General features: G+C 43.1%; 20 protein-coding genes. 6 read left to right on the forward strand and 14 right to left on the reverse strand.

Annotation, left to right across the window (positions count from 1 at the left end):
* The first annotated feature begins 180 nt into the window (after positions 1 to 180).
* The 4 genes from R2Q26_RS13295 to R2Q26_RS13310 all read left to right on the forward strand — a co-directional run bounded on the left by R2Q26_RS13295 (position 181) and on the right by R2Q26_RS13310 (position 5,333).
* Positions 181 to 1,674, forward strand: coding sequence for a PAS domain S-box protein (locus tag R2Q26_RS13295; protein ID WP_317536725.1), 1,494 nt, complete (start codon positions 181 to 183; stop codon positions 1,672 to 1,674).
* Positions 1,671 to 2,294 carry a response regulator transcription factor gene (locus tag R2Q26_RS13300; RefSeq protein ID WP_317536726.1) on the forward strand — a complete coding sequence of 208 codons (624 nt, stop codon included), beginning with the start codon at positions 1,671 to 1,673 and terminating at the stop codon, positions 2,292 to 2,294. Before R2Q26_RS13295 ends, R2Q26_RS13300 begins: the two co-directional genes overlap by 4 nt.
* 136 nt (positions 2,295 to 2,430) lie before the next feature.
* Entirely contained in the window at positions 2,431 to 3,006 is a 576-nt protein-coding gene (locus R2Q26_RS13305; protein WP_317536727.1) for a nitroreductase family protein, read from the forward strand.
* Positions 3,007 to 3,368: 362 nt separating this feature from the next.
* Positions 3,369 to 5,333, forward strand: coding sequence for a glycosyltransferase family 39 protein (locus R2Q26_RS13310; RefSeq protein ID WP_317536728.1), 1,965 nt, complete (start codon positions 3,369 to 3,371; stop codon positions 5,331 to 5,333).
* 15 nt (positions 5,334 to 5,348) lie between these two features.
* Here R2Q26_RS13310 and R2Q26_RS13315 read toward each other — a convergent pair whose 3' ends face one another.
* The 8 genes from R2Q26_RS13315 to R2Q26_RS13350 all read right to left on the reverse strand — a co-directional run bounded on the left by R2Q26_RS13315 (position 5,349) and on the right by R2Q26_RS13350 (position 15,008).
* The gene (locus R2Q26_RS13315) at positions 5,349 to 6,530 is read right to left on the reverse strand and encodes an O-antigen ligase family protein (RefSeq protein WP_317536729.1); all 1,182 of its coding nucleotides are present in this window, start codon (positions 6,528 to 6,530) and stop codon (positions 5,349 to 5,351) included.
* 131 nt (positions 6,531 to 6,661) lie between these two features.
* Entirely contained in the window at positions 6,662 to 7,810 is a 1,149-nt protein-coding gene (locus R2Q26_RS13320; RefSeq protein WP_317536730.1) for an N-acylneuraminate cytidylyltransferase, read from the reverse strand.
* A 17-nt stretch (positions 7,811 to 7,827) separates the two neighbouring features.
* Positions 7,828 to 8,706: an N-acetylneuraminate synthase family protein gene (locus R2Q26_RS13325; protein WP_317536731.1), complete on the reverse strand. Its 879-nt coding sequence runs from the start codon at positions 8,704 to 8,706 to the stop codon at positions 7,828 to 7,830.
* A gap of 277 nt (positions 8,707 to 8,983) precedes the next feature.
* Positions 8,984 to 10,384 (reverse strand): surface carbohydrate biosynthesis protein, encoded by a 1,401-nt coding sequence (locus tag R2Q26_RS13330; protein WP_317536732.1) that lies wholly within the window; start codon positions 10,382 to 10,384, stop codon positions 8,984 to 8,986.
* 25 nt (positions 10,385 to 10,409) lie between these two features.
* Entirely contained in the window at positions 10,410 to 11,513 is a 1,104-nt protein-coding gene (locus R2Q26_RS13335; RefSeq protein WP_317536733.1) for a phospholipase D-like domain-containing protein, read from the reverse strand.
* Positions 11,510 to 12,835 (reverse strand): sugar-transfer associated ATP-grasp domain-containing protein, encoded by a 1,326-nt coding sequence (locus tag R2Q26_RS13340; RefSeq protein WP_317536734.1) that lies wholly within the window; start codon positions 12,833 to 12,835, stop codon positions 11,510 to 11,512. The genes R2Q26_RS13335 and R2Q26_RS13340 overlap by 4 nt, the downstream gene beginning before the upstream one ends.
* Positions 12,836 to 13,575: 740 nt before the next feature.
* Positions 13,576 to 14,649: a glycosyltransferase family 2 protein gene (locus R2Q26_RS13345; RefSeq protein WP_317536735.1), complete on the reverse strand. Its 1,074-nt coding sequence runs from the start codon at positions 14,647 to 14,649 to the stop codon at positions 13,576 to 13,578.
* Between the two features lie 155 nt (positions 14,650 to 14,804).
* Positions 14,805 to 15,008, reverse strand: a complete 204-nt coding sequence (locus tag R2Q26_RS13350; RefSeq protein WP_317536736.1) for a hypothetical protein — start codon at positions 15,006 to 15,008, stop codon at positions 14,805 to 14,807.
* On the opposite strand from R2Q26_RS13350, the gene R2Q26_RS13355 reads away from it, so the two are divergent.
* Positions 15,007 to 15,147, forward strand: a complete 141-nt coding sequence (locus tag R2Q26_RS13355; RefSeq protein ID WP_317536737.1) for a hypothetical protein — start codon at positions 15,007 to 15,009, stop codon at positions 15,145 to 15,147. The genes R2Q26_RS13350 and R2Q26_RS13355 overlap by 2 nt on opposite strands.
* A gap of 467 nt (positions 15,148 to 15,614) precedes the next feature.
* Here R2Q26_RS13355 and R2Q26_RS13360 read toward each other — a convergent pair whose 3' ends face one another.
* The 6 genes from R2Q26_RS13360 to R2Q26_RS13385 all read right to left on the reverse strand — a co-directional run bounded on the left by R2Q26_RS13360 (position 15,615) and on the right by R2Q26_RS13385 (position 21,635).
* Positions 15,615 to 16,451: an SDR family oxidoreductase gene (locus R2Q26_RS13360; RefSeq protein WP_317536738.1), complete on the reverse strand. Its 837-nt coding sequence runs from the start codon at positions 16,449 to 16,451 to the stop codon at positions 15,615 to 15,617.
* Entirely contained in the window at positions 16,448 to 17,434 is a 987-nt protein-coding gene (locus R2Q26_RS13365) for a Gfo/Idh/MocA family oxidoreductase (RefSeq protein WP_317536739.1), read from the reverse strand. Before R2Q26_RS13365 ends, R2Q26_RS13360 begins: the two co-directional genes overlap by 4 nt.
* Positions 17,431 to 18,147 carry an acylneuraminate cytidylyltransferase family protein gene (locus R2Q26_RS13370; protein ID WP_317536740.1) on the reverse strand — a complete coding sequence of 239 codons (717 nt, stop codon included), beginning with the start codon at positions 18,145 to 18,147 and terminating at the stop codon, positions 17,431 to 17,433. Before R2Q26_RS13370 ends, R2Q26_RS13365 begins: the two co-directional genes overlap by 4 nt.
* A gap of 647 nt (positions 18,148 to 18,794) precedes the next feature.
* Positions 18,795 to 19,040, reverse strand: a complete 246-nt coding sequence (locus tag R2Q26_RS13375; protein WP_317536741.1) for a hypothetical protein — start codon at positions 19,038 to 19,040, stop codon at positions 18,795 to 18,797.
* Between the two features lie 75 nt (positions 19,041 to 19,115).
* Positions 19,116 to 20,189, reverse strand: a complete 1,074-nt coding sequence (locus tag R2Q26_RS13380) for a glycosyltransferase family 2 protein (protein WP_317536742.1) — start codon at positions 20,187 to 20,189, stop codon at positions 19,116 to 19,118.
* 156 nt (positions 20,190 to 20,345) lie between these two features.
* Complete coding sequence (locus tag R2Q26_RS13385) at positions 20,346 to 21,635, reverse strand: hypothetical protein (RefSeq protein ID WP_317536743.1); 1,290 nt, start codon at positions 21,633 to 21,635, stop codon at positions 20,346 to 20,348.
* Positions 21,636 to 22,109: 474 nt separating this feature from the next.
* Between R2Q26_RS13385 and R2Q26_RS13390 the strand changes: the two genes are divergently transcribed.
* A complete protein-coding gene (locus tag R2Q26_RS13390; RefSeq protein ID WP_317536744.1) occupies positions 22,110 to 23,063 on the forward strand; it encodes a Kdo hydroxylase family protein in 954 nt (317 codons plus the stop codon).
* Positions 23,064 to 23,385 lie beyond the last annotated feature (322 nt).

The following is a 23,385-nucleotide window of genomic DNA, read 5'->3' on the forward strand; positions in this document are numbered from 1 at the left end:
AAGTTTATATTTGTGATATTAGCTATCAATAATAATCTATCGAAAAAAAAGAAGGGATTAAATACGTGCAGACACGTATAAATATCCTTATCCTGTATTGATTGATAGACGCAAGTTATTTTTTTTGTCGTAGACTGCAACCTATTTCAGGATACGAATCTAATCATTAAATATATTGTGATGGACTCATTTACAGGGCTAAGTTTTCAAACGCTGCTCAATGCAGTATCGGATGCCATATTGTTAATCGATAACTCTGGTCACATTGTGCTGACAAATGCAGCCGCACAACAACTATTCGGTTATGCAGATCATGAGCTTTGTGGTCTAGAAATTGAAGAACTCATTCCGCCTCACTACCGAGATCTTTATCAGCACTATCGAGAAGTTTATCTCGGCAAGCCATGGAAACGCGACATGGGTAATGACAGGACGCTGGTCGTCTTAACCCGTGACAAACAGGAGCTGAAGGTAAATATTAGTCTGAATCCTCTGACAGCCCACGATCGACTTTATATTTTGATCACACTGAATATTACCGACCGACGTCGTCATGCAGAAGTCGCACTGAAAGCTAGCGAAGAACGGTTGTGGCTAGCCAAACAAGCTGCAGCGTTGGGTGTTCTTGATTTCGACTTCGAACACAACGTCATGCACCTTGATAAACGGATGCGCGAGCTTTGGGGTTGCGGAGCTGATGAAGTCATGACTCACGAGAAATTTCTCCGCGCGATTCATCCGAAAGATTATGTCATTCACCAAACCGCTTTCGAGAAAGCCATCGATCCTGCGGGAGATGGTAAATACCTTGCAGAATTTCGTGTTATTAATCCTGCCGATGGATCTGAGCGTTGGATAATCATAACTGGGCAAGTTCACTTTGAGTTAAAGCGCGCAAATCGGCTTGTCGGAATGGCACGCGATATCACCAAACGCAAAATGCTCGAAAAAGAACTTCAAATGCATCGTGCTGAAACAGAAGTACTTTTTAAGCAACAAGTAGCGATTCATACGGCTTCTGCCATTGCACATGAGCTTAACCAACCACTTACTGCAATTTCTGCTTATAGCGAGGTCGCATTACGCGCGATGGAAAGCGACACTTTCAACACTGATGAAGTAAGACGTGTTCTTGAAAGCTGTGTCAAGCAATCTCAACATGCTGGCCAGAGGCTGCACGAACTAGTTGCCTTTCTGCAAAAAGGAGAAGTGGTTACTGAAAAACTAAGCCTGAATGAAGTTGTAATGGATGCTTTAAAAATTGCCCGCAGTGATGGTTATAACGATTTCCATCCAGTATTACAATTGGAACCCAACCTTCCCGCAGTGCTTGCCAATCGTCTTCACATACAAAAAACCCTGGTAAATTTATTGAGAAATGCTGTGGAATCGATGCGCGCAGCGAATGTATCAACTTCAGCGGTCACTATCACTGTCAGAACCTTGAACGAAAAAAACTTAGCCATGGTCTCAATACTTGATAGTGGCCCTGGCGTTGACCAAAAAATAGCCAAGTATATTTTCGATCCCTTCTTCACAACAAAACCAACAGGGATCGGCATGGGATTGTCGATCAGCCGCGCCCTCATCGAGGCCAATGGTGGTCAGCTCTGGCTTGACCCGGATACCAGGGAAGGCGCCAAATTTAACTTCACACTACCTTTTGCATCATGACTTCTCAACATCCCTTCGTTTTTATCGTAGATGATGAACCAGCAGTAAGAGATTCCTTGGCTCTCCTACTCAAACAGGAAGGAATCAGTGTACAAGCTTTTGAAAATGCAGAAACCTTTCTGAGTACTTATCAACCTGATTACAAAGGTTGCATTATCCTTGATATACGCATGCCTGGAATAGATGGTATGCAGCTTCAGGAAAAACTGTCATATTGTAAGTGCATGATGCCCATCATTTTTCTTACTGGGCATGGTGATATTCCCATGAGTGTCAGGGCAATGAAAGCCGGCGCAATCGATTTTCTAACCAAACCGATTACCCGCGCAAAACTCCTTGCCTCCATCCAATCAGCTTTTCTTGAAAGTGAAAAACTGATAGCAGCGAATAAACATAATCAGGATGCCTTATCACGCTTGGCAAGCCTCACGAAACGTGAGCACGAGGTCATGCAGCTTGCTATTCAGGGATGTCACAATAAGGAAATCGCATTCCGTCTCGGTATCAGCTTTCGTACAGTAGAAATTCACAGATCTAATATCATGCACAAAACAGGCGCAATCAATTTGCTTGATCTTGCACGTATTGCCTATGAAAGTGGATTAAACGCCTCAACATAACTCTGTGCTTTGCCAGCATTAGCTCAACGTCACCTCTACAACAAGCAGTAAAAGATATATACGTATTTATACGGATAGCCTCTCGTAGCGATTCTTGATACGGTAATCAAAACAAGATATGCAATAGGAGTCTGCTATGCAAGAAACGCATGTTGAAATGACTGTTTTTGAGGCAATTTTAGCTAGGCGTTGTGTTCGTAGTTATACTGAGCAGGTAGTCAGCCTGGACGCTATACACATACTGCTAGAAGCCGCCATACATGCTCCCACAGCACTACATGAGGAGCTATGGGCATTTGCCATTATTCGTGATAAGCAGCTATTAAAAGATATTTCGGATTATGCTAAACCTCTGTTTGTTCGAGAACTTCAAAGAACAGGACATACCCCTGGTCCCTTTACTGAACCTGATTTCAATATTTTCTACGAAGCGAGCACGCTGATTCTGATTTGCTCAAAAAAAACTGGGCCTTTTGTGGTAGCGGATTGCTGGCTAGCGGCCGAGAATCTGATGCTGGCAGCATGTGCCATGAAATTAGGGAGCTGTGTGATTGGTGCTGCGTTGACGGCTTTAAATACGCCAGATATTAAGGTCAAATTAAATATCCCGGAAGAATTTTCCATTATTGTACCGATTATTCTTGGTCACCCAAACGGGAAGACGCCACCCAGTCAGAGAAGAAAACCTCTCATTCTAACTCTAACCAGTTAGTTGGTTAACTTAATGTAGACTAACGTAATTTATCTTTTACTCTTTCAGGAATTCAGAACCTGTCAGTCTTGAAGAAACGTAGCAAATCGCGTGAAATCGTGAGAATATGTTCTCACGATTTTGGGGAATATATAAAAAATAGTTAATATTATGTTCTTACCTGCTAAGAATCATACATATATGTGATTTCGCAATTAGAAAAAGCCATACAACAGTATGCTAGGATTTGTTGCTAAGCGAGTATTCGATAAGGTTTAATCACTGATTTCACAATCCAGGCAAATAGCTTCCCCGTCTGTTAAAAACAGAAATAAGCTGCGTATAAATCCTCTCCACGAAACATTAAACTAATCAAATTCTGAATGGTAACTTTAGCAAAATTTCTCAGGTGGCCTTATTTACAACGTTTAATAATGCATGCTAGCAGCGCAGTCTCTAGCGACACAATCAGGCGATTTTGGTTCGCCGGATTACTTGCTGCGGCAGTTGATGCAGGTTTTTTCCTGTTGCTGATGCACAGTGGGGTTGGGCTTTCATTGGCGCATATCACAAGCTTTCTCATAGCTGCTACGGTAAATTACTCGTTCCTTTCGAAATGCTTGCCTCAATCATCTCACCCAAACTCCTTGCGATGGGATCTATTCAGCCGCTTCTGGATAGCCAGTATATTGGCCTTGCTGATGCGCGGCGGCCTGCTAGCCTTACTCATCAACGTCTGGCATATATCATTCGCATTGGCTATTTTTCCAGTTATAACAATAACAGCAGCGATCAGTTATTTGGGATTCGCATTTTATGTATTTCCGCTTCAGCAGAAGCTGTCTTCTCCAGCTATAGGCTGGCGTGAAACCACGATTGGAATCATCGTGTTTATCATTCTGCTGCGTTTGATCTATTTAGGTCAAGCCCAGTTAATTCCGGATGAAGCATACTACTGGGTGTATGCTCAGCATATGGACCTGAGTTTTTTCGATCACCCTCCCATGGTTGCATGGCTGATCTGGCTTGGCACCTCAATCTTTGGAGATAATGAATTCGGGGTCCGTATCAGCGCATTTGTTTGCGGTCTGATAACAATGGGTTATTTATATGCATTGGCATGCAACCTGTACGACAAATCGACGGGGTTACGCACGCTGCTGTTGCTGGCCGTCTTACCATTTAGCTTTGTAACGGGTATGCTGATGACAGCGGATGCATCCTTGATCGCAGCCTGGGCTGCTACACTCTATTACATGGAACGTGCACTGATTGCAGGTCGCAGCTCTGCCTGGCTGGGTATGGGAATTACATTCGGCCTGGGTCTTCTCTCAAAATATACAATTGGCTTACTGGGTGTTACAGCTTTATTGTTTGTAATCCTCGATCCAACAGCACGTCGCTGGATGCAGCGTCCTCATCCATATCTTGCTGCAATACTTGCCTTGTTACTGTTTACCCCGGTCATTATCTGGAATGTCCAACATGACTGGGCTTCATTCTCTTTCCAATCGGGGCGATTACGAGGAGTTGGCGATGATCAATTCTCAGTACATCTTCTATTTTTTGACATTTTAGTACTGCTAACACCTGCTGGATTGCTTGCTGCAGCTTGGGCGCTGATAACAGATGGCAACCACCACCATGATCAATCTGCACGCAGACGACGATTGTTTGTGCGGGTTTTCACCGGGACTCCATTTGCAGTGTTCTTTATTCTGAGTATATTCGATTCACTGCGTTTTCACTGGACTGCGCCGCTATGGCTGGCGATAGTGCCAACAATAGCATGGATGATGGGACAGACCGATCATTTAAGCAGTATCACAAGCCGTTTGCAGGCAGCATGGAAACCGACCATTGCGATTTCCATGATTGCCTATGCATTTGTACTACACTATGTTGTATTGGGATTTCCGGGTATTCCCTATCCAGACTTCATGAAACGTTATTTCTGGCGTGAAACAACTATTGAAATTGAAAAAGTCGTCGAAAACGTACAGCAACAAACTGGACAAAAACCGCTTGTCGTAGGCATGAGCAAATGGCCGATTGCGAGTTCGTTGTTCTTCTACAATCGAAAAGAACCCATGGATATACGCTCACGTAACATGTTTGGTGATAGCGGCGCTATGTATCAATTCTGGTATCCCTCAGAGCCGCCAACCACTCGGCCGATCATATTAGTTGGTATAGAGAAAATACATCTTGAGCGTGGCCGCTGGGGTAACGATATTACTTATATGCTTGATCAACCTGGCCCGATACAGAGCCGCTTAATCATGCGTGAGGATAAACCGTTGCGGTGGGTATATTACAGAGTCACCCAAGGGTATTTGGGCAATTGATCATAGTAGATTAACCTATAGGCGGTTTCCAAGTTCAATTGTTCCCTTTTCTTTTTGCCAACTGATTGCAATAGCGGTGATAACAAGAAGAAAAGTAGGAATTTTGCTATACAGAACAAATGTGTCTGTTAGCCCTGACAGAAAAATAAAACTTACCAACGTAGCTCCCAGAATAGGAAGTTGGTAAGCTCGCAGCGTTTGAAACCAGCCTCCTAGGAGACAAGCCAATGCAAGAAGGCCAAGTACCCCGACGTGCATTCCAATCTCAATCCAGTCATTGTGATAGCTAGTTGTTTCATGATATTCAGGTAGATCCTTATAGCGACCATCTTTGTAAGTTGTTATAGTATCTTCGAAATAGCTTCCGGCTTTTCCTGTACCATACCCAGTCAAGGGTTGTTGCATGATACCGTGCAAACCAACATCCCAGATGGCAAGACGGTACCCCAAACTAGTGTCATACTTTCCTTGCTGATACAGTTCAATACTGTCATGGATCTGAATAAGTCTTTCCTGAAAGCTATTGCTACTGAATGCAAATAAAAGAATCACAGCGGTTAATGACGATGCAATGCCAATAAGTATTCTGATTTTTGTTTTATAGAGCAGAAGAATTAATAAAGCTGTTGACAACAGGGTTGCTAAGAGGGGTCCACGTGCATCCTGATTGAATTGAAGAAACAACAAAAAGGCCCCAAAAAACCAAAGTGCTGACTTTATTTTTTTATCGCTGTTGATGCTTGCGAGATAGATCGTCAGTATGATTCCAATTCCGAGCATTAGTGAGAAGCTTAAATAGCTTATACTGAGAGGAGGGATTCCTTGCTCCCCAACAATAGCCCACTGATAAAACCCCATCAGTAAAACACCGGAATAACCTATGAGCAAACCGCAAATTGCCCAAGGCAAACGATCTTTATTCAATAAAGATAAAAAAGGAATAAAGACCAAGAAAGCAAAATATCTTCTCCACTTTATATACCCAAACTCAGGATAGTCGCCCCAGAGCATTCCAAGCGCAATTACACCGGATAAAAATAGTATTGCCATTACGAAAGGCTCTTTGATCATCCACCTCAGCCTGCTAAAACCACCATCCAGAACCCAGAACCCAGTCAAAAGGATACCGACAGGCAGACTCGACCATTTGCTCCACAGAGCAATACCAAAAAAAAGTAATATGACTTTTGTCAACATATTGTGACATGCATAAAAACTTTGTATTAGGCTAGATGAGTTGACTAATTTTTCATACATCTGATGCTCTCATACTTGATATCAAGACAATCTGTGAAATAAACCTAATAATCGATTTCAGGATTATTATTTTAAGACGAAATGACACTCTCTCGATTTATTCTAAGAATCAGATCACATGCTTCACGGACGGCTCCTTGCCCACCCGATCTGGTACAAATGTAATGAGCCTGCTGCAGAATTTCTGGAACGGCGTCAGCTGGACAAATAGGAGTGCCGACATGGCTTATGCACCTTAAATCACAGAGATCGTCTCCCATATAAGCGATGTCTTGTAAAGATATACCCCAAAACTTAATCTTGCTCTGGAGGACTTCAAATTTATTTTTTATCCCTGGATAGTATTCATCAATATTCAGTTTTTTCATTCTCGCAGCAACAGAGGAACTGTCTTCAGAGCTAAAGACACAAACCTTAATACCATTCTCACGCAGCATTTGCAGACCATGAGCGTCACGTGTATTAAACTTCTTTAGTGCTTCACCACCAGGCCCATAATACATACCGCCATCAGTCAGAGTACCGTCTACATCAAGTATGAACGCTTTAATCCGTGAAGTATCGATCCGGTTTGATTTTAATCTTTTCCTAAGCAAGAATTGCTCCACCACAAACCAGTTAACTTCATCATCAATCTCAATTGCAGTTTCAGCAGCCATCTCATGAATACCGATACGTCCCCCTAAACGACTAGCCGTTTCTTTCAGTAATTTCGCTCGTGTCAGGTAAAAAGCACCATTCTCCATTAGACACCCTTCAAAATCCTGCCGTCTTGGGCGTTTAGCTGGATCATAATTAATAGGTGTTCCTGATGGGGTCCAGAAAAAACGTTTCGATGGCACCGCGGTTAGCAGAGAATCCAGATTGTTAGTAACAAATTTATGCTTAGCAGTACAGAAATCATCTGCTTGAGTAAGCGGTGAAGTAGCCTGGATCAGACTAACCACATCAAACGGTATTTGCTGTTGAAATTCGAGCATGACACTTTCTGTACTTGCTGTGTCTGTGCACGTTTCTGCCGAGCGATCCAGCACTGTAACAGCAGAAGGAAATTCTTCCAGTACTATCTTTCTGATTCTCGGTGAATCGGTGGCAACGTAGATTTCGTCAAAACACTGTGAAGCAATCGCCTGTTCCAGACTCCAAGCAAATAGAGGTCGGCCTGCGATCCGGCGGATATTCTTATCAGGAATCGATTTCGAATTCGCACGTAGAGGCATAAAAGCAACCCAACGCATCAATTGAAATGAACTCCTTTCAAACGCTTGAGTTTATTCCGTTGCGTTAACTCAATTTCCAGGATAGGTGCATCCTTAAAAGTCAATGCCTTGGATACATTATGAGTATCCCGAACTAGCTTGCGTAATCCATCCGGTTCCAAGGAAGCAGCATGATCGGTTCCCTTCCAAGTCCGGTCCAGAGTAAAGTGCCGTTCAATCCAAGAGGCACCTAATACGACAGCCGCAGAATCAATAGCTATTCCGAGATGATGACCTGAAAATCCAATTTCCTTAACACGCGAACCATAACGCTCCTCTATCGCTCGTAATTCCAGCAAGCAGATTTGTTCAAAAGGAACAGGATAGCCTGAGGTACAAGCATACAAGACGACTCGTTGGGAAGCATCATGTACTTCCATCAAACCCACAATCTGTTCTAGTTCAGAAGGTGTGGTCATACCTGTGGAAATATGGATATCACCGCTATAATTGCGAGCAAGAAATTCCAGCATTGTGAAATTGAGATTGCACGCAGATGGTATCTTGATAAATTCTGGATTGAGATCTGCAATTTCCTTTGCAGAAGTAAGATCCCAGACTGAAGTCGAGTACCCGACACCATACGCCTCGCACCACTGCTTTAGCTGTTGATGTTGCTGGATATTAAATTCAAGGAATTCGCGATGCGCACCATAGGTTTCTCCGTAACTATTTTGTGGATAGGGGTGGGGCGCATTGTATTCTTCGGGCGTGAGCAATTCCTTATTCGATCGTTTCTGGAATTTGACGAAATCGCATTTAGCAAAGCTTGCAGCAACTTTTATCATTTCATGAGCAATCTCAATATCACCTTTATGGTTACATCCTATTTCAGCGACAATTTTTGGGGGTATCATATATAGATATAAATAAGTGAATAATCAAACCCTACAGGGAAATATACTTTCAATCTCAATGCAGTTTTAAGTTTTTATGTTACCAAACCAGTAAAGCAAAAATTCTGGAGAAACCCTGAATAAGTTGATGAGACAAATGAAGTGCAAGGAAGAGAATGCACAAAAAACGAGCTTGCCGTGTTGAGTTTTGAAAAAACCATATATCAGGCAGGTGAATTTTCGAGTGATAACTAACACAGCAATCCGATTTGCGCAGAAGCTTATCAGGACTACCCCTCTAAGCACTGATCCTGAACACATGCTTAGCATATGGCTCAACTTTAATCTTGTCAAAACGCTTTAATAGCTCACCAAAACGTGTAATTTTTTGCTCAATTTCTTCTACTGAAATTTCAGGAAAACGGTGATTGTGATATGCCAGCCGATTGGGACCTGGGCGACGCATATAGAGACTCGTCAAACTAGCTTTTAGTTTAGTAAATAGCCATCCTTGAAGATAGGTACCAAGTGGTTTGGCTGGTGGCTGTTTTTTACCGTAACCACTCGCTTCCAGTATATCAACAATCCGCTCGCAAGCTAATGGTCCGTCTCGTGCCGCCAAGTAGTAATCCATAAGATCTTGACGATCCTGGCTCTCCGCTACCCCCAATTCTCCCGTAACAATCCGAGACAAAGTTTCTGCCAGCTCCTGAAAATCGAAACATTGATAACTAAGTTTAGTAGGCAAACCTTGAAAATCATAGTCATAATATTTGTTAAGCGTTGCCAGATAAGATATGGCAGGAACCCCAAGAACATAGGCCTCCAAACCGGTTGTGCAGCCATTGTGTATCATCGCCTTTGCAGCGAGTAACCAGGGAATGACATTACCTTGATTCGTTATGACTACTCGCGGGCATTTGGCAGCAATTTGATGGTAAATCTGATAGCTTTCACTCGGATGAGGCCGGACAATAATAGTAAACTCAGGAAATGCCTGCTCAAGCATTGGAATAAGTTGCTTGAAGTCTTCCAGGATAGCTTGTTTATGATCTCGCAGGCCTTCAGCAAATTCTTTGCTCATACCAATACCAGCCTGACCAAGACGTGCTGATGGTGAGTTATCTTTGGATGGCAAAAATAAACCCACGTTAGGGATATATGGATTTACTTCAGTAAAATTGGTATTAATAAGAATGAAATCCCCATAAAGACTCCTCAGCCTTTCAACCTCGGTATCAAAGTACGGACGAATTTCTGATCGCAGCATATCACCGCGCGGATTTCCAGTAACATGGATAGGCATATTCTCGGGCAATGCAGGATACTGATGAAGTAGATCAACATTTTCCTGACCCCAGGCAAATACATGCGACACATTTTTGATTGTCTCAGGAGATAAGCGGAGAGAAAAGTACGTGTCTGAAGGTGGATGGACCAAAGCCTCTTCTTCCCATGCAACAATCTCATGACCTAGCTGGCGTAGTATTTTAAACATTAAGTTACTTAAGCTACGCATACTTTTTGCTAAATAAATCCCCCGTGGAACCGAAGCCACGTGGAAATGAGTGAAAGCTCTAGAACCCATGATGACCGGAAAACCACGCTCGGCTGCAATGCACGATAAAAGAATCTTCGCATCCAGTTCACGGACTTGATTTTCGACAGGAATGATAAGTGTTGAGGCTTGATTTTTCATATGATGTAGCACCTGGATTTAACCATTAAACGGGAATTAATCCAAATCGATCGTGTGTCATAGGTGTTATGGCTTTTTCATTTGCCAGCACTCTCCATCGATCGGAAAAAGCGTCAAAAATATGAAAATTATTTGAAATGGCAATAATTTCATGATTCAACCAGAATGAAGGTTTCGTCCAATTAAAACTACCAAAAATAGACCAGTTCTGGCCACCGTATTCAATTAATATAAACTTAAGGTGCATGGGTAAACTATCACAATTTCGTTTGAATCGAATGCCGGCTGAAATTAAACGTTGTTCTACGCACGAAGTAACTCGCCTAAGCGTTTGCTCTGCAATGATTTCCACCATCGCTCCCCGCTTAGCAAGCTCTATCATCACATCAACAGCCCGATTTGTTCTGATATGTGACGCTGCAATACGAACGCGTGCACCTTTACCCACTTGACTCAAGAATTGTATGACCGGATGGATGCGCACGCTAGGTAAAAAATGAATCGTGGTGTCAATACCTTTGATAGACTGATTTGCATTAGCAGAAAATCGATAAAATAGTCCAGGTGGTTTTTGATGCAACTGCCTGGCATGTTTTACCAGTTGCTCAATGAGCAGTGGATCATGGAATCCAATCAACATATTATGACCCCGATCCTGGTCGCCAATCTCTCGAATGAGATCCGGTCTCTCTTCTACTCGGTTTCCTGATGGATTAAAAGAACCGATGTAGGCAACGGGCTTCGGATGCGAGAAGCAATACAGCTTTTCATGTATTTGAGGTCTCCATGCCCTTCTTCGTGGAGAGGGTATTCCTGGAAGCGCTATAGTGCGAAGCCTGTCACCTAGACCTCCTGGCGCTGAAAGCATGGTGATCACATCATCATTGGCATCAGAAACACGTGGTTTACCTGACAAACAGACAGTCACCTTAACCCCTCGGTTGTGAGCCTGAATGAGGGCTCTAGCTAACTCTAGATCACGGAAATAATAAGTAACCCAATCGATAGAGCCACCTGCTGGAACAGCAGCAATATGATGTGCTAATACATCGCGTAGATAACCTGAAGATCGGTCAGGTCCACCAAAATAGATCTCATGATAGATCTCATGAGCTGGTTTCACTTTCATAATGAATGCGTCTCCAAGAGAGCATGCTTAGCTACAACTGTTCGCCTCAAATTAAATGCCAAAAGTTCGCCAAGTCGCCCATTACCAACAGGTCCACTCCTTGTACGCTGGATGATATCTAAATCAGGTGCCTTATTAGCCTCGATCAAACAAGGGCCAGTGTCAAGTATAGCAATATCCCAGCCGATTACCACCTGATCCGAGAAAAGACGGCTATGTGCATGCTGTACAAAATCGATCAATTCAGGCCAATACGGGAGCTTACGGTGCAAGATGGGTACATTTGTTTCAGGATGCCGCTCATACCAACCGTCTGCAACTATTCCCCAGGCGCCCCGTGTACCCCTTCCTAGCTCACCCGTCTGAATATCGACATTCGCCGCGATGCCTCCGGCGTGGTAATTGTCGACGACCGAAGCGGCGCTACGCGCCATACGAAAAACAGCATCGGTTACTTCATAGTCGTCTGACTCATTACGACAGCTCATAACACGGATAGTGGCCAGCGTGCCATTGGCAAGATCAGTGATTTCCCGATGATTTATGAGCCGTGGCTGCACAAGATAAGTCTTACGCTCTGAGGCTTGTCGCAAGTGCTCAATTAATTGGTCTCCTGTCACAATCTTTCCATCGTTATATCGAAATTGCCCTGAACCCACATAATCCCAACGCGAGGTACCTCCTCCGCCCTGTCCAGCTAGTGGCTTCACGAAAAGATCAATTTCGGGCAATTTTTCATCCTGCCAATCAATCTTTCTGATTTGCCCTTTCTCAAAAATCCAAAGAATAGGTGTTGTTGCAATGCCATGATCACTGCAGCGAGCCTTGAGGCACGATTTATCTTTGATGCACGCAGTACTGCGGTCGGCAGGAACGGAAAGTCCTCCATTGTATTTCCGTAATAACTTGTATAAACCACCTTTCATTTCAAAGCGATTAAGATATTCACCAGCGCGTTCTCTTTTATCGTCATCGTGCAGTTCAAAAATATAGTACCAGGGTGAGAGGATTGCATATCGGCTAGCGAGCGTGATTTGCTCGTAGATTTGTCTAGCGATGCCCTTACCTGTTCGCTTTTTGATGGAAAATCCATTAAGCGCAGTGAAAACTGTAGTAAGCAAGATAATCGCAAACGGCACCAATGGAAGCGCCGCAAGCATTATCAGGCGATCAGCCATACTAATTTCGGTCCAAAGTTCACGCTGAAAATATCGATGGATTAAAGTCGCCGTTGTACCATCATCCGATAACTTGGACAAAATTAAGAATGCAGCACTCAAATCACGCGTGATTATATCTATGCCTAAATCAATTTTTTCCATTACAGTAATTTCTCCATATCGCATCTGGCAGATGCATGATGAGTTAAGTTAGCTTGCTACATTCCTTGTCTCGGATACAGAAGGCAAAACTTCCCCCTGTAATTTTATCGTTTTGAATCACAAATTATGCATAATGGTTATTTTATATATTTATCTCATAGATAGAATTTTTTCTTCAATGCCATAAAAATAATTAACATTTGTTAATCTATTAAAATCAATTAGTTATCTTATAAATATAATAGCTTAGATACGCAAAATGCTCTTTATCTCTATGCCAATCTGTTTGATTAAGAAAGTGTAATCTCTGAATAGTGAGAATCTTGTGAGAATTTTTCGTAATAACCTCAAAATGCTGACTAGCTGACACTCTACAAAGCGCAGCATGAAATGCGCCAATGATAGAACTGTATAATATTGCATAATGAAGTGTATTTACTTTCTTACCTTGTCCTTCATTTAAGAGGACACAGCTTTTTCTTTGCTCTTTCTATAATTGAATTACAAATTATCTTAAAATAATTAGTAAATGAATACGTATAAATACGTAGAAATAAACTTTATATTAAAAATAAAGTTGTTTACGGAAATTAACAATTTTTTATTTCCATTTATTCGTTTAATAGCATAAATATGGATTAGCTATAATAAAGTGATATTAGAGGCATCAAGAATTGACAAGAAATACTGATAAATGAAACACTTATCTACCTTTTCTTTCGGTTCATAATATGGACAAGTTACTTGGAAAGTAATCTGGCTGAACAGTCTTGTATCGTCTTTTCTTTAAACGATAGCTCTTTTATTTCCAGCCCAAACGCACGGCCCCAAAGTGTCAGTGAGGTACGTAACAACAGTGGAATGCCAGGCATCATCCAAATTCCTGAGATACGCCTGTCTGCCCGTCGCCAACCACGAAGAACAACACTGATCACCGCACTTAAGCAAAGTGGTTGACTATACATCTGCAAGCACAGCAATGTGGGGGACATGGCCGGTGTGAGCCAATGCACATAGCCTCCTTCATGGAATACATTCTCTATTGCATCGAGAACCGACGGAGGAAAGTCTGCTAGAGAACAATCGCCCGAAAAAAGAAGAATATTCTGTCGCGCTTTGGGATAGCGTGAAAGGTATAGAGTGCGATTACGCTTTATTAGTTTCTGTAAAGCTCGCCCACGGCCAAACGAGCCGGCCGCCTTGTGGTAAATACGAGTACCAGGATGCACCCCAAAGCGCCAACCGTGAAGATCAAGCCGACGCCCAAGATCAATGTCTTCATAATAACCTCGCCCAAACACAGGATCAAAACCACCTACTTCCTGAAAAATATCACGACGAATCAGAATGGCATGCCCTCGTAGATAATAAGTCTGGATGTAACCACCCTCTCGCAGCAAATAGCGATCAAGATTATATTTGGCATAACTGTTGCCGGCAGGAATGATGACGGCTAACTTTGCATCAGCCGCTAGCGTTGCACATAGCAGCGGCAGGAAATCATGGCTTATTTCAGTATCTGAATTAAGAATCAATACATAGAAAGCGTCAGATCGATTAACTGCTTCATTCACTGATAGACCGAAGCCCTGATTCTTTTTTGCATGATAAATCTCAACGCAATCATATGGCAGGCTATCCAGCATTTCACGCGTCTCACTGGCGGAAGCATCATCCTGAATAAGAATTCGCCTGATGGAATTGCCAAGACAGGCTACGACAGAATCAACACAGCGCCGCGTCAGATCAGGTGCATTGTAGACCGGAATCACGACATCGATTGATTTGCCGGAAGATTCCGTCGATCTACTCATGATAACTTAATCAAATTGCAAGAAACTAGACTATGCATACCGCCTCCATTTTTGTATTCGGGCTATCCACTCACTCTGAAAGACAGCGCCCTGGATCGCTAGTTCTTCCAATTTGGCTAATTCTAAGATCAGATCGAGATCACTTCAAATTATTATTAGTCTTTATCTTTCCCTACCAAACTCATTTGTCCTTGCGTCTCCAACAAACTTACATAATGCGGCAATACATCTGCATCGGGACCATCGAGCATTTCCTTGATAAAACGCTGCCGATGACTCTCTATATAGAAAGGACTCTCTATATAGAAAGAAGTCTCTTCCAATATGACATGAGTCAGAGCAAGGTAAATGCGAGGCATGGCGATCGAAATAGATGAAGCAAAGCTACAAACGGTGGGACGGGTTAAGGTGTTTCTGGAAGGGGCGCACAATATTGCATTCATAATCCCCCAAGGGGGAACAATATGGATTCATCGAGAGGGTACTGAGGCGATTTGACTCTGCCAGATTATCTCGGTCGACAAAGACCTAATATTGCGCTATCTCAAACGCATGACGGATTTGTCACGGCAGCAGATAACCCGATTAGTTAGGCAGTATGGTAAATCTGGTCGGATAATCAAAAAGTACAATCCCCCAGAAATGGATTTCGCTGCTGCTTTAATCTAGCTGATACGATTCTTCTGGCTGAGATAGATACGCTGCACAGTACTTTCTCAGGCTCGACTACCAAGAAGCTGATGGAGCGCGCTTTCCTCATTTTCAACGGCTTGAAAATGCGCAAAAATGAATTAATAATGTAGCATCACTTTGGCTCAATTTCTCAGAAATCTTCATCTCTGAAATAAAATGCAAGCTGCTGTTTCTTATCGAAGTGAATGATTTTCTGGTTGGTACTATTTATGAGACTTCAAAATGGCTCTCATTAGTTCCTAGCCATAATCAGGCATTTATGTTGGGGTTGCTCATAATGCTGTCCATCCTCCGTCAATAATCAAGTTTGCACCGGTCATGTAACTGGAAGCATCCGAGGCCAGAAAAATGACAGCTCCTCGATATTCATTTTTTTCTGACATGCGACCAAGAATAGTTCTGGATGAATAATTAGTAGTAAATTCATGATCATGTTGATTCCAAATTCCACTGGGTGTGAGCATGTTTACCCGAATTGACGTATTCATATAATAAGCAGCCAAAAATTTTGTTAGTCCTAACAGGCCCGCTTTGCAAACAGAATAAACTGCTGGTTTATAGGTCTGGTGTGCCTGATCGGCTTTTTTATAAATGCGTTGATCGGGTCCTACGAGTCCGTAATTAGATCCCAGAAAAATAATGGATCCTTTTCCTGATTTTTCCATCACTTTGCATGTGGCTTGAGCGAATAAAAAAGCACCGGTTAAATTGACATCGAGAGACGATTGCCAAAGTTCTTTTGGAAATTCGGTAAATTTTGAAAAAAGTGTGGTATCGGAGCCCTGTTCAAATTTTGGATCAATGGCAGCGCTATGAATAACAGCATCAATCCTATGAAACTGGCTCTCACATAAGTCAGCTATGGATTGACATGAATTCGCATTAGTCACATCCAAAACCTGAATACAGGTTCTTATAGAAGGATAAATAGAATCAATTTCACTTTTTAAAGATTCAAGACTATCTCTCTTTAGATCTCCCAGTACTAGATGCGCACCAGCTGATGCGGCTGCAAGTGCAAACTCCTTTCCAAGAAGACCTGTAGCCCCACTAATGAGCACCACGCGGTCGGTAAGATCGAAAGGTGTACCTTTGTAGGCTTGATTCATAGAAAATCCTTCCGATGGATTTGGATAGATTCTTTAGCAGTTAAAGCTGTCTGCAGAACATCAATACCGTCCTGTAAGGTAACCCGAGGAGTTGATCCCTTTGAAAGTCCCTCTAGAAATTCCCGCATCATAGATAAAAATAGCTCATTACGGTCCCAAGTTGGGGGTAGCTCGATTTGATCCAAGATTTTTCCATTTTGTTTTAGAGTAGTTAGACGAGTATGGTAATCCCAGTCTACGATGCCTTTTTCAGCAACGATGTTCATATGACGGGTGGGCGGTTTCCGCCAATAATCCATTCGGAGCTGAATGCAAATTCCTCGCTCGGTTTCCAAAGTAATGAGGGCTGTATCTTCCACCGTGACTTCTAAAGAAGTCCGATGTCCTCCTATTGCATAGACATTCTTTGGTTTTCCAAAAAGCCAATGCAAATAATCCAGTTCATGAATTAGCGTCAGAATGACGCCTCCACCTTGATCCGCACGGGCTGCGTAGCTCTGCCGATAATCTTCCCAGGGATGCCAATCTGGTAGGTATTCTCCTAGATCCACCTGTACTGAATAAATTTTTCCGAGCTTACTCTCGTTAATCCATTCTTCAATTTTCTGCAGTCCAGGATGCATACGAAGTTGACAACCCACTAAAACCTTTGGCTCGGTAGAAATTAAATATGGTGTCAATTCAGTCAAGTATTGTCTTTCATGAGCGAGGGGTTTTTCGACATAGACGTTGGAACCTGCTTTGAGAGCTTTGACGAGTGTTTCCAGATGAAAGGAAGTAGGATTGGCTACGATCACAAGGTTGAACTTTTGACTGAGTGCGAAATCAAGATCCTGGAAAAAGGTAACGTCTTTTGGAATAATTTCTCTAGGTGGAGGAAGATTTCTGGTTCGTACTGCTCCAAGTTCGCGAACTCCTAGGGAGTATAGATTATTGAGATGCCTGACTCCAATGGATCCAAGACCCACTACCAAAGCTTTCAACAATCGCCCCCTCGATTTTCCAGCAAGAACTCGGCCAGTCGGAATGAAAACTCATTGTCAATATCGATGGAATCTTCATTGTCGATTTTAAGAGGTAAAACACATGTTCCAGTGAGAGAATTTTTATTAATGATGGTTTGGGTGCGAATTAAGTCCAAATAGCCAATTTGCCAATAGACTTTGGGCAAACTTTGCCTAGGTTCGTTGAAAGGCTCGGGAACGCCAGGAATGCTCAAAAGTGGATGCATAAAACCATTTGCAGAGATAGTCCACATTTTATATGGATTTTGCTCTGGCGCAATGACTCCTCGTACTGAGTCAGCCTCAGGATGCTTTTTTAACAGCTCAACAGCTTCTTCTATTTTTGAAATACTCCGAGAAGGAGAAGTGGGTCGAAATTGAAAAATGGCATCCGGAAGGGGAACTCGGTTTTGCTCCAACCATTCGAGAAAATGCTTAAATACAGGCAGATCACGCGTATCATCTTGAGCTAGTTCACTCGGTCTTAAGAACGGCACCTCAGCACCAGCACTTTTAGCAACTTCAGCAATCTGCTCCGAATCGGTACTAACGAAAGTTCGCTGAATAGAAGGACACTTGAGGGAAATTTCAATCGAATGGGCAATAAGTGGTTTTCCTCGCAGAAGCCGAATATTTTTATTGGGTACGCTCTTTGATCCTCCCCGCGCAGGTATTAATGAATAAATCAACATTGCATTGCTACACTAGTCAAATTGCTTTAATTCAAAGAACCCGATGCTCATTTTTACTTGATGATGCTCCAGGGATAAATCATTGTCAAGCGACAGTATAGGTAATGTGAGTTCGACATAAGGATCACAATACCACGGTTGAAAGAATTTGAGAGAGCCTGATAATTAAGAGCCATCTTGAAAAATCATACACATTTAGCCACAGTCAACCTTAGCATTGCGATACGCACCATGTTCTCAGCGCTACGGGTTCGAATCTCATAATCCTTGGACAATCGCCTGAAATTTCGCAGTCTTGGATGTGCTCAGAGATATGCATTTCCAAGCTAAGCACCTGCTCGACAAAATCGACAGCAGTGCCCCGATAGCCTGCGTCACTAGAGAAGGTGTTAATGCGTGGAGATTTTTCCATTGCCGTCCGCAGCACAGAATGAGCTGCCTTGGTGGAATGAGTATTTGCAACATGAGCGACGGCCTAGATCAGATGATCTAACGTATCAACCACAATATGGTGTTTCCTACCCTTGGTTTTCTTGCCCTCCGTCAAAACCACAAAAGTCACTGTATGACGCGGCCTTAATACTTTGTGAATCTATGCTCCCAAATGAAGGGGTTGACTCTTTACCGTTTTTTTTCGATGGATTTCATTAATCTTGTCCAGTGTAGCTTCCCATACCCTCGCTGGTTCCAGCGCTAATAATGGTCGTAAACGGTTTTCCACGGTAGATAATCCTTGGGCAGCATGCGCCATTGGGCACCGCTTTGCTGATATAGAGAGCCGCATTGACGATAGCACATTTGCTGTAAATCGGTTTTTTTCCCACGAGGACTTTATGCTCAAAATGGTGAGTGACTAGCCCCCATTCTTCGTCTGATAAGTCGCTTTGGTACATTCACTACATAAAATGGTTGAGAGCATAGCCGCAGCTATATGACAAATAATCGAATTATTTCAAAACATTCTCTAATTACTTGGAAAGTAATCTGGCTGAACAGTCTTGTATCATCTTTTCTTTAAGCGATAACTCTTTTATTTCCAACCCAAACGCACGGCCCCAAAGTATCAATGAGGTGCGTAACAACAGTGGAATGCCAGGCATCATCCAAATTCCTGAGATACGCCTGTCTGCCCGTCGCCAACCACGAAGAACAACACTGATCACCGCGCTTAAGCATAGGGGTTGACTATACATCTGCAAGCATAGCAATGCAGGAGATATAACCGGTGTAATCCAATGTACATAGCCCCCTTCATGGAATACATTCTCAATTGCATCGAGGACCGACGGAGGAAAGTCTGCTAGTGAACAATCGCCTGAAAAAAGAAGGATATTCTGTCGCGCTTTGGGATAGCGTGAAAGGTATATAGTGCGATTACGCTTTATTAATTTCTGTAAAGCTCGTCCACGGCCAAACGAGCCGGCCGCTTTGTGGTAAATCCGAGTGCCGGGATGCACCCCAAAGCGCCAACCGTGAAGATCAAGCCGACGGCCAAGATCAATGTCTTCATAATAACCTCGCCCAAACACAGGGTCGAAACCACCCACTTCCTGAAAAATATCACGACGAATCAGAATGGCATGCCCTCGAAGGTAATAAGTCGATATATAGCCGCCTTCTCGCAGCAAATAGCGATCAAGGTTATATTTGGCATAACTGTTACCAGAGGGAATGATGGCTGCTAACTTTACATCAGCAGCTAATGTCGCACATAGCAGCGGCAGGAAATCATGACTTATTTCAGTATCTGAATTAAGAATCAATACATAAAAAGCATCAGACCGATTAACTGCTTCATTCACTGATAGACCGAAGCCCTGATTCCTTTTTGCATGATAAATCTCAACACAATCGTACGGCAGGTTATCTAGCATCTGCCGTGTCTCACTGGCGGAAGCATCATCCTGAATAAAAATACGCCTGATGGAATTGCTAAGATAGACCACAACAGAATCGACGCAGCGCCGCGTCAAATCAGGTGCATTGTAAACAGGAATCACGACATCAATTGATTTGCCGGAAGATTCCGTCGGTTTACTCATGATAACTTAATCAAATTGCAAGAAACCAGACTATGCATACCCCCTCCATTTTTGTGCTCGGGCTATTCACTCACTCTGAAAGACCATGCCCGGGATCGCTAGTTCTTCCAATTTAGTTAAATTCTAAGATCTGATCGAGATCACTTCAAATTATTATCAATCTTTATCTTTCCCTACCGAACTCATTTGTGCTTGCGTCTCCAACAAACTTACATACCGCGGCAATACCTCTGCATCAGGACCATCAAGCATTTCCTTGATAAAACGCCGCCGATGCTTCTCGATATAGAAGGAGTTGCAACCATTTGAAAGAAATTCATCTATTTTTTGATAGACGTCATCACGACAGCACAGCTCTGTTTCTGGCATAAATTCAGCGACTGCAGAGCGGCCAGCATGCAAGTAATCGGCTGCCAGCACCGGTTTCTTTGCCTTGATCGCTTCAAACACTACCGAAGTGGCAAGATCGATAATAACATCCGCCCAGTTCATCAAATGAATCGAGTGAATGTTGTCTCCAGCGATGCTTACATTTGGCAAGCGGTGCAGGGAAGTATCCTTGGTCAAAGATTGTTTCCAGCCGCCACGGGTATGAGGCTTGATCACCAATACAGTTCCTGGGAAAGTAGCAATCATTCGAATAACTTCGCCGATTTCCTCCCAGAATATGGTGAAATCATCCTTTCTCAGAAACATCGCTATTTTGAGCTGATTGCTGGAGCTTACCAGTGGTGCAGGAGGTAACAATTCTTTCAATTTAGCGAGCCATTCATCGCAATAACGCGGTGAGCCCAGCACTGCTAATGATTGATTAGTCATAAACGGGTGAAAGCGTTTGGCACATAATTCATTCGGCACGACCAGCTTGTCAAATATTCGACCAGCGGAATACAGCGTATCCGGCTGAAGGCGCCATTCTCCATGCCGTATCAGCTGATTAGCATGTGGACTATCTCCGTGAGGGAGCGATACTGCCCCTAAACCCATGTTGTGCGCCATGGATACCACTGTTTCGACCCACTCCAGGCATACAGGCGAATTTCTTGTAATCCAGTCAAATACCACTACACCTTTGTCCAGACTTACAAAACTATGCATTAGTAGGCGATGAGCAGTATTTCTCCAAATGAATTTCCGTTTCCCAGCATCAAAAACCCAGCGCAAGGTAGCAACTAGCGGCCCCATGAGCGATCGTCGCAAACCGTGACTCAATAACAGCGTTTGCAGTCGCCAAGCGACATATTCAAACGCTGGCAACAGATCGCGGATATGCGCGACGCGCACACCTTCCAGCTTGCTTAGATATTGAATACGGTAATCATTCCGGAACTTCGGATTACCTATCAGAATAATGTCACAAACATGATTGGATTCGATCCATTTGGAAATGACCGGAGTAATATGATCGATATCATTGTAATGACGAAGAAAGAATAGAGCTTTCATTCAAATTTTTTAGAAAATACCCATCAATATGAAATGGTAAAGTTAAATTCAACTCTGACAAAGCTGGACGTGGAAGAATAATCCTTATCTCATTTTTCATCAAATGCCATCAATCATTTTTCTATTTCAGCTATTGTGACGATAGCATAGTTAGTACGCAGATCAGCCGGGATCATTCTGCACGCTTCCCGATTTACAAAATTCAGTCTCTAGCACACATGTTCCAAAGCAGTTGGTTTGTTTTTTTTAATTCTTTCAAGGGACAAAAAGCTGGCACCATCAGAAAGTAGTATCTTCGATAAAAAAGTGTCTATTTAATGGATTACAGATACTCAGTTCAATAGAATTAGAAGCAACATTTAACTAAATTAGAAGTAAGATCAAACAATTTCTATCTAGACAAAAAGGTGGTAATGTAGTGTCATTATTTTGCTTGCAAGCTATTTATACTTCTAGATAAATCAAGGAGATGTCATGGTAGGTATAGGGGGTGTTTCCGTATCCGAAGAAGCTGAAACGGTGAAGATGCTGACGATTGAGCCTGGAATCGATCTATCGGCGCCGGAGGTACGGCTCAAAGCCATTGAGATGTTGGAAGGGGGTGGAGTCATCTACCTGCCCAAAAGCGGATTCGAGTTATCTGGGCAAGAGCGAGAATTAATCTCGGACACATCGAATATTCTGACACGAGTGCCCGACGTTGAGGACGGCCGACCAACGATCATTTTCGATCCAGCGCATGGCCGCATCAAGAAGTATCATTTCGTACACGTGAACGGAAAAATGATGCGGGCTCAAATCAGAGACACGGCGCGCCCTGACCTTGAAGCGATCATGTCACGCTATAGCAAGTGGGGTGAGAATGTGATTGCCCAATTATTTCCCAGCTACCAGCAAGCGCTGGATCGTAAACGAACCACCTATCGGCCTATTCCTCGCAATAGTACCCAGTCGTTACACATCGATTCAAGCTACGGATACCCCACTCAGGGGCGCAGCATGCTGCGCATCTTCACCAACATCAACCCTGTCAATCGACCGCGCATCTGGCAGCTCGGTGAACCGTTCGAACCCTTCGTGCGTCGTTTTCTGCCTTCCGTGCGCCTCAGCAAGCCGAGCTGGATTTCCTCCATCCTGGCTCGCCTCGGCATTATTGACGGAACAAAGACCAAATACGATCAGTACATCGCTACGCTGCGCTCTCTTGGTATCCGTGACAAGGAGTATCAGCGCACGGCGCCGCGTAAGATCATGGAGTTTCCGGCTGGATCAAGCTGGATTGTACTCACCGATTTGGTACTGCATGGCGCTATGGGGGGACAGCACAGTCTCGATCAAACATTCTACCTACCGGCAGATGCGATGAGTGATCCGTCACGTTCTCCACTACGCATCTTAGAAAGATTAACTGGTGAAGCCTTGGTTTAAATACAAGTAGTACCCGCTGAATATACCAAGATTATTTTGCTCGGCAGTAAGATAAAGATACTATATCGCCAGGGTGATCTCGAATTTTAGGATCAAATTTAACTGGATAAAATAGAACAAATAAAATTGCGGCGAACCAAAAACAACTACCTCGCTGCATGCAGCGAGGTGTTACGCCGTTTTTTCCTTTCTAGACGGCCGTCTTTGCTATTTCTAACGCCCCAAGGGGACAGAGAATTGAACCTTAAGAAACTGTTTGGAAATTGTGAGAGCTAGCTGATGTAGCGATTTTTGCTGTTTGTTAACATTCACCATTTTATGA

Origin of the sequence: Nitrosomonas sp. Is37, assembly GCF_033063275.1 — a bacterium.
In the GTDB taxonomy this organism is placed as follows: Bacteria; Pseudomonadota; Gammaproteobacteria; order Burkholderiales; family Nitrosomonadaceae; genus Nitrosomonas.